This window comes from Dethiothermospora halolimnae, from assembly GCF_037577855.1.
GTDB lineage: Bacteria > Bacillota > Clostridia > Tissierellales > VENL01 > Dethiothermospora > Dethiothermospora halolimnae.
The window spans coordinates 1-8,284 of the sequence record NZ_JBAKFX010000090.1; the positions used below are offsets into that span (position 1 = coordinate 1).

7 protein-coding genes are annotated in these 8,284 nt (G+C 25.7%); all 7 read left to right on the forward strand.

What is annotated here, in order from left to right:
* Positions 1-329 precede the first annotated feature (329 nt).
* Positions 330-473, forward strand: a complete 144-nt coding sequence (locus V6137_RS19655) for a hypothetical protein (protein WP_425449666.1) — start codon at positions 330-332, stop codon at positions 471-473.
* Positions 474-556: 83 nt separating this feature from the next.
* A complete protein-coding gene (locus V6137_RS19660; RefSeq protein WP_425449667.1) occupies positions 557-793 on the forward strand; it encodes a hypothetical protein in 237 nt (78 codons plus the stop codon).
* Between the two features lie 142 nt (positions 794-935).
* Entirely contained in the window at positions 936-2,252 is a 1,317-nt protein-coding gene (locus V6137_RS19665; RefSeq protein WP_425449668.1) for an extracellular solute-binding protein, read from the forward strand.
* Positions 2,253-3,465: 1,213 nt separating this feature from the next.
* Entirely contained in the window at positions 3,466-4,815 is a 1,350-nt protein-coding gene (locus tag V6137_RS19670) for a hypothetical protein (RefSeq protein ID WP_425449669.1), read from the forward strand.
* 260 nt (positions 4,816-5,075) lie between these two features.
* Positions 5,076-6,401: a hypothetical protein gene (locus V6137_RS19675; RefSeq protein ID WP_425449670.1), complete on the forward strand. Its 1,326-nt coding sequence runs from the start codon at positions 5,076-5,078 to the stop codon at positions 6,399-6,401.
* Positions 6,402-6,912: 511 nt separating this feature from the next.
* Positions 6,913-7,836, forward strand: coding sequence for a cytochrome c biogenesis CcdA family protein (locus V6137_RS19680; RefSeq protein ID WP_425449671.1), 924 nt, complete (start codon positions 6,913-6,915; stop codon positions 7,834-7,836).
* An 11-nt stretch (positions 7,837-7,847) separates the two neighbouring features.
* Positions 7,848-8,162: a hypothetical protein gene (locus V6137_RS19685; protein ID WP_425449672.1), complete on the forward strand. Its 315-nt coding sequence runs from the start codon at positions 7,848-7,850 to the stop codon at positions 8,160-8,162.
* Positions 8,163-8,284 lie beyond the last annotated feature (122 nt).

The following is an 8,284-nucleotide window of genomic DNA, read 5'->3' on the forward strand; positions in this document are numbered from 1 at the left end:
AAATGAGGAGATGAATAATAAAAAATATTAATATTAGGTATTAAATATTATTTAAGTATAAAAAAAGGTATTATGGAAAAGTATCATTACAATTACCCCTATTTTTAAGAAAATTGTCCCATGGAATCATAAAATTTTTTACAAATATAAAATCAAATATATTTATAATGACGTCCTTAGCTTCTTTACTGGGATTTATAATATCCTTTACCGAGTTTTTATGTACAGGGCAAATTTATCTCCCAACAATAGTCTCAATGATTCAAACTGGGGATAAAGGGAGTTATAATGTACAAGCTATTATTTGATAAAGTTGCAAAGAGAATCATTTGAAAAAGAAACCTATATTAATAACAAAAGAAAAGCTGGATAAAAAAATAGGAGTAGGTAGTATAGCATTAAGTTTTGTAATTGATAAAGGGGGAAATATAAAAATGGATGGAGTAGTGATAAGTCCTTCCAAAACGAATTAATTGAAAAGGTTAATTCATTTAATTAGGTAATAATTTTTAGGTGGGGAATGCTAGGAAAATAAATTTAAATGTAGGTTGTTAAAATGAATAAAAAGAAAAGAGTGTTAGTAATGTTACTTGCTATAGTAACAATGTTAATGGTTGTTGGGAATGTGGCTTTTGCGGACCATGTGGTTGAAAGATGGAAAGAATGTGGGACAAAACCAGATTCTGAAGATCCAGCAGGAGGCGGAATATATGAGTGTTGCTATTATGTTAGACTTTGTAGGGATATTAATGACTCTAGCACTTGTTATGTAAGAGAAGAGGAGTGCTATTAGAAGAACATACTAAGAGTTATGTAGTATATATATTTGTATTATAATTGTTTAGTATTCCTCATCTTAAAAAATATAATATAAAAACCACAATATACTTATTTATTTAAATTAACTAGGAGGTGTAATTATAAAAAGATACATTATGTTAATATTAATACATATTTTATTATTAGTAGGTTGTACAAATAAAAGTACTGATAATTCATATTTAGAAACTGAAGATAAAAGTAAAGAAATAACAATAGCAGTATGGAACAAGTATATAGGCGGGGATGGAGAACTTGTAGATCCTATTATAGGTAATACTAGAATAAAATTTGGATTAGAGAGAGATGTAAGTGTGTCATATGATATAATTTACGCTAATACGTTTGAAGAATATTTGGAAAAATTGAATATAAGATTATATCAAGATAATGGACCTACATTGCTTTATTTTTATAACAGCTCTTCAGCTAAAAAATATATAGAACAAGGTATTGCACTTGATGTAAAAAATAAGATTCAAAATACAAAAAAACTCTATGATATATTTGTAGGGGATAATATGTATTATATACCTATAGGAATGAATTATTCAGCAATATCACTATATAAAGAGACATTAGATATGTTAGATATCAAGGAACCTAGTCTAAATTGGACTAAAAAAGATTTTTTAGACATAAGAGAAAAGTGGCTAAACTATGAGAAAAGACTTTTTACTGGACAAGAATACTTATATTTAGTTACATATCCTTATTATGAACTAGACATTATTGATGGAAAAACAAAGGAAATACATTTGAATAATGACGGAGTTAAAGAGTTTTTAAGGAAAACTAGAAGCGATATATTTTCGGAGAAGTATTGTTTATCACATGACCCAGATTTCTATTACAATGCTATCTTTAATTTTAAATCAAAAGAAAGTAATATTCTTTCTGATGAGATTAAAAGCTATGGAGATCAACTATTAAGTACTTCATATAGTGAAAATACTTTGAAGGTTAGGTCAAGGGTTAGAAAAAATAAAAATATTATAGTTTTACCTAGTGTATATAATAAAGATTTACATACTTATGGTTTTATGGTAAATAAAAACGGCAAAAATGTAAAATTAGGATTGGAATTTATAAATGAGTTATTATCAAATGAAAATCAGATGAAACTATATACTGATGAAGTTTATTGGTTTTATCCAGTTAATAAGGAGATAGAGGATGAAATAAATGAAAGAGATAAGAAAAATAATATGGATGAAAAGTATATTTCTATGAGAAAAATTATCTTAGACAGAATAAAAAGTCAGAAAGGCATAAATTATTTAGGAGAAGGTATGAAGGTAAAACATATAAGAGATAGTATAAAAAAAGATTTTTTCAAGATTATATTCTCAGAAAAAGAATATACAGATGAGGAGTTAGAAAATAAATTGATAGAGATGGAAAATAAGTATCAGTTGTATTTTAGGGAATAATTTTTTAAATCAGAGGAGAGTTGAGAAGGGAGAGAGGAGAGATAATGTAGGACTAGGCATGCCTAGTCCCTTTTTAGTGCCATAAAATAAGGAAGATAAGAGATAGTTTCTTGTTTAGGCAATATTATTGTATAAGTAGTTTAATACCAATATATGGTTGAGGACAAGCTGGAATACATGTATAATATAAGTATACATACAAATAAATGTAAAATAACCAAATGAGGAGGTGAATAATGAAAAAAATTAATATTAGGTATTAAATATTATTTAAGAATAAAAAAAGTATTATGGAAAAGTATTATTACAATTCCCCTTATTTTCAATAAAATTATTCCATGAAACTATAAAGTTTTTTACAAATATAAAATCAAATATATTTATAATGACGTCCTTAGCTTTTTTACTGGGGTTTATAATATCATTTACCGAGTTTTTATGTACAGGACAAATTTATCTTCCAACAATAGTCTCAATGATTCAAACTGGGGATAAAGGGAGTTATAATGTACAAGCTATTATTTGATAAAGTTGCAAAGAGAATCATTTGAAAAAGAAACCTATATTAATAACAGCTAGTAAAAAACATATAGTTGATAAGTTGATAGAAGATAAGGATATACCTTTTTAATATTATTTTATAACAGAAGAAGAGCTAGGTAAAAAAATAGGAGTAGGTAGTATACCATTAAGTTTTGTAATTGATAAGGAGGGCAATGTTAAAATAGGTAAAAATGGATGGAATAGTGATAAGTCATTTCAAAAAGAATTAATTGAAAAGGTTAATTCATTTAACTAGGTAATAATTTTTAGGTGGGGAATGCTAGGAAAATAAATTTAAATAAGGTTGTTAAAATGAATAAAAAGAAAAGCGCATTAGTAATGTTACTCCCTATAGCAACAATGTTAATGGTTATTGGTAATGTGGCTTTTGCAGCTCATGTTTTTTTATGAGGAAAGACCTGAAGGTGGACAAACTTGTAAATATAAAATAACTTGTACTTCACACAATGAGGATGATTGCACTGAAACAAGACTATACTGTTGGGATTAAGATAAAATTACTTTTAAATAATATATTAGCAAAGTAAGAATATAAATAAATTACTCAGTATTTTCCATATATTAATATGAATTTTAAAAAGTAAGATTATTATCAGCTAGAATAAAGAATTAGATTGATAGATTACGCATTTTAAGAAGGGAGAAGGTAATGAAGAAAAAACTATTGTTAACACTATCTATATTTCTAATATTAAATTTAATTGGATGTAGTAGGTATAATGAGAAAACTTTAAATAAAACAGTAAAAGATAACAAAAAAGAAATAATTATAGTAATGTGGGATAAAAGAATTAATTCAGTTCTAAGTTTATACAAACAAACTTTTGAATTTGATAACGATATAAAAGTAAAATTTGATAAAATAAAAGCTTCTACTTATGAAGAATACTTAAAAAAGCTAAACATAAAATTATATTTAGAGGATGGACCTACATTAATATTGCTTGGAAGGTGGAGAAATACATATAAAAAATATGTAGATCAAGGGGTGGCATTAGAAGTTACTGATAAAATTTCTAATATAGAAAAATTATATGATGGGTTTAAAAATGATAAGATGTATTATATTCCTATAGGAATGTATTATAATCCTATTACATTAAATAAAAAATATCTAGATGACTTGGGAGTGAAAGAACCTAAGTTAAATTGGAGAAAAGAAGATTATATAAATATAAAGAATAAGTGGTTAGAACTACAACCAAGAATATTCAGTTATAGGGAATATTTGGATGTAGTTAAATATCCCCTTAATAATTTAAGAATATTTAATAAAAGTATGGAGAAAGTAAAAATAAATACAAATGAAATAAAAGCATATATTCATAATGCCAAAAAACAGATATACTCGGGTAACTATGATTTAAAACGGGAGCATAAATACGAAAAATATAGTAAGTACTATGAATATAAGAGGGACGAAGAGGTTCAAAATTTACGAGAATTTAATAAAGCTGTTATGATATGCGATATAGATGATAGATTATTAAGTTTAAATGGGAGTGAAAGTGGTTTAAAATTTAGAGAAATGTATTTTGAGAATCCAAAAGGAATAGTTTTATTACCAGATGTGATGAGAAATGACTATCAAGTATATACATGGGGATTTATAGTTAATAGAAACGGAAAAAATACTGACCTAGGATATAAGTTTATAAATGGACTTTTAGAGGAGGAACAACAAATTAATATCTATAGGAATTCGGTCAAAGAAGACTTTCCAGTTATTAAAGGAATTGAAGAAGAAATAAAAAAAATAGAAAAAGAAAGGAAAATAGAAGATAGATTTATAAAACTAAAGGAATATATACTAGATAAATTTAATAAGGGAGAATATAAAGTCTATAATAGTCAAGATAGTAAAAAAGTAGAGTTTTATAACATGTTAGAAGAAGATTTAGTTAAAATTATATTTGATGAAAAGGAATATTCAGATGAGGACTTGAGTAGGGAGTTACAGAAGTTAGAAGATAAGTATAATATGTGGTTGACCGAATAGGCTTTTAAATCAGAGGAAAGTGGAGAAGGGAGAGAGGAGAGATAATGTAGGGACTAGGCATGCCTAGTCCGTTTTCAGGCATTATTCATTAGTAGTACTATATTTTAAAAAATATAGTAAAAGAATTGGTGGTGAGGTTGAACTATTAATCAATGTATTCTTAAAATATAAAAATTAATAGTATATATGGATGTTATAGATTTAAATATTTGTTCATCTGAAATTTATAAAATAATAAGAATAGTAAGGGGCAGTATATAATGAAAAGAAGGATAATAAATAAAAATATTTTAGTAACCATGGGTATATTGTTAATGACAGTTTTAATCAGTTGTTCCAGTAAAGAAGTTAATATAAAAGACGATATAAAAAGTCCTAAACAAGAATTGACGATGGCGGTTTGGAGTGGGGATATGGATAAGGGGGATATTGATCTGCCTATAAAAGCCTATACTCAGTTATTTGAGAATAAAAATAATGTAAAAGTGACATACGATATTATACATGCAGTCACATATGAAGATTATATAAAGAAACTAAATGCTAAACTATATACAGATAATGGACCTACACTAATATATAAATTTCCTAATACATATATTGAAAGGGGAGTAGCAGTAGACCTTAGCGGTGAGTTATCTAATTTAGAGAAGATATATGATGGATTGAAAAGAGAAAAAATCTTTTATATTCCCATAGGAATGTCTAAAGATGGGATGATACTTAATAGAGAAGTATTGGAAAGATTAGAAATAGAAAAGCCTAATTTAAATTGGACAAAGAAAGACTATATTAATATAAAAGAAAAATGGTTAAAAGATAAACCGAGGGAATTTAATCTTGCTGAATATAAAGAGATTGTAAGATATCCTTTATATGAATTAAATGTAATAGATCAACCTAATAAAGTAATAAATATAAACAATGAGAAAGTTAAAAACTATCTACATAAGGTAAAGGAAAAAATATTTTCAAAAAATTATATTTTAAATGAAGGTTATGATTACTACTATAAAATGATATTTGATAGATATTCAAAAGAAAGAGAAAGTCATATCATGAATTATATTAATAACCCAGATGAACTTATAAGATTTCTTCAAATACCTAATATTTTAAAGTTAAAAGAAAGTCAAATAGAAAACGATAAATTCTTAATATTACCAAGTGTATATGATCATGAAATAAAAAGTTTTGGATTTATAGTAAATAAAAAAGGAAAAAATATAGAATTAGCTTTAAAATACATAAATGAATTATTGAGCAATGAAAGTCAAAAAAATATTTATTATAGTAACTCTAGTTATTATCCAGTAAATAAAGAAATTGAAAAAGATATAATGAGATGGGATAAAGATAATGGAACTGATAAAAGAGCTATTGAGTTAAGAAATACTGTTTTAAATAGATTAAAAAAAGAAAAGGTAAATTATCTGGGAATGGATAATAAAATCAAAATTATGTATGAAAACGTAGAAAAAGATTTGTTTCACTTGATATTTACAGATAAAGAGTATAGTGATAAAGAGCTAGAGAGGGAATTGAAAAAATTAGAAGATAAGTACAGTATTATTTTTAATGAATAGGTGACTCAAGTATGTAAAAAAAATGTAGGGCTAGGCATGGGCTTAGTCTATTTTTTAGTATAAATTTTATTTTAGAGAAGTAGAAAGAAATTTATTTATTAAAATTTTAAAGCATTAACTAAAAACTTATAATTATCTACACAAAACCCATTATTTCATTATATTAAAATAAATTCTAAAATATAGTTGAAAAAACCATGAAGAGGTGTATAATAAAAATTGAACAAAGATAATATTAATGACTTATAATCACATCGAAACTGTAAAAAATATAATTAAAGGGGACAAGCTTGTTGATGATTAATAACAGACTGAAACTAAAAATTATTGTTATTTTTTTAACTATAACATCTATAATTAGCATTAACTCTAAAGTTTTGGCTAAAGAAGAGGTAAAATTATCATAAATTATTTTTACATAACTTCCTGTAGTACCTGTGATGAAATAGAAGAATTATTAGAAGAAGTAAGTAATAAAGAAAATATAGAAATAATAAAAAAGAACATAGGTGTGAAAGAAAATTACAATAAATTTTATGATTTCCTTCAAAAATATAATGTTCCATCAAATGTTAAAGGAATAGTTCCAGCTATATTTACTGAAGATAAGTATTTCGTAGGAGGAGAAGATATAAAAAATGGACTTAAAAACATATCACAAATAGAAGATATATCACTCAATAAAAAAAGTATAAACAATAAAAAATCAGCCTTTAAGACATTGGGCATATTAGGGGCAGGTTTACTAGATGGATTTAACCCCTGTGCTATATCAATGCTTTTATTCTTTTTATCCTTTATACTGGCAAGTGATAAAAGGAATATATTAATTATAGGTGGAGGTTTTATACTGGGAACATTTATAGCATATTTTCTCTTAGGAACAGTACTATACAGTGTCTTAGGGATAATAAATGGAAGGTTAATAAGAAAGATTATTACATATTTAATGTTAATATTAGTTTTTACTCTAGCTGTATTAAACATTAAAGATTATTTAAACATAAAAAAGGGGGACTATGGAAAAGTATCATTACAATTACCCCTATTTTTAAGAAAATTGTCCCATGGAATCATAAAATTTTTTACTAATGTAAAATCAAATATATTTATAATGACGTCCTTAGCTTTTTTACTGGGATTTATAATATCCTTTACCGAGTTTTTATGTACAGGGCAAATTTATCTACCTACAATAGTCTCAATGATTCAAACTGGAGATAAAGGCATTTATAATGTACAAGCTATATTTAGGTTAATAATATACAATATAGGCTTTGTAATACCACTTATTGTAATATGTCTATTTACATACTTTGGACAAAGAATACTGGATATCTCAGAAGTATTTAGAAAAAATCTAGAAAAGATAAAACTAGCAAATGCATTATTCTTCGCAATAATATTTGTATTAATATTAATAAATATTATGTAGAGGTGATAATATTGAAGTTTTCAAAGATAAAAGTTATGGATGACAAAGATAATATAATGTTTGACGATAATAGCTTACATTTACCCATAAAAGAAGAATACATTATAGAAAAAAGCATAGAATTATTTAATGATCCAGAGCTCTGTGTTATACACAGATCAGCGGTGATATATAACATAGGAAATCAAATAACTAAAAACTTATCAGAAGAAATGAATCTGGATAAGGAAGAGAGCCTTATACAATGGGACCAATTGCCAACCCACATAAAGGACAAGCTATTATTTGATAAAGTTCCAAATAAAATCATAATACAACTGGTATAGACCAGCTAGTAAAAGTCAAGAGTATTTAAGTGAAAAAATTTAAATTCTCTAATATTAAATTTATGCACGACAAAAAGACCTTTGAAAAACACGAACAATGGCCAAATTTAGGCTTTTAAAAT

Coding starts and splice junctions, on each gene's coding strand:
- V6137_RS19665 (WP_425449668.1), top strand. CDS start 936: ATGTTAATATTAATACATATTTTATTATTAGTAGGTTGTACAAATAAA.
- V6137_RS19660 (WP_425449667.1), top strand. CDS start 557: ATGAATAAAAAGAAAAGAGTGTTAGTAATGTTACTTGCTATAGTAACA.
- V6137_RS19675 (WP_425449670.1), top strand. CDS start 5,076: ATGAAAAGAAGGATAATAAATAAAAATATTTTAGTAACCATGGGTATA.
- V6137_RS19670 (WP_425449669.1), top strand. CDS start 3,466: ATGAAGAAAAAACTATTGTTAACACTATCTATATTTCTAATATTAAAT.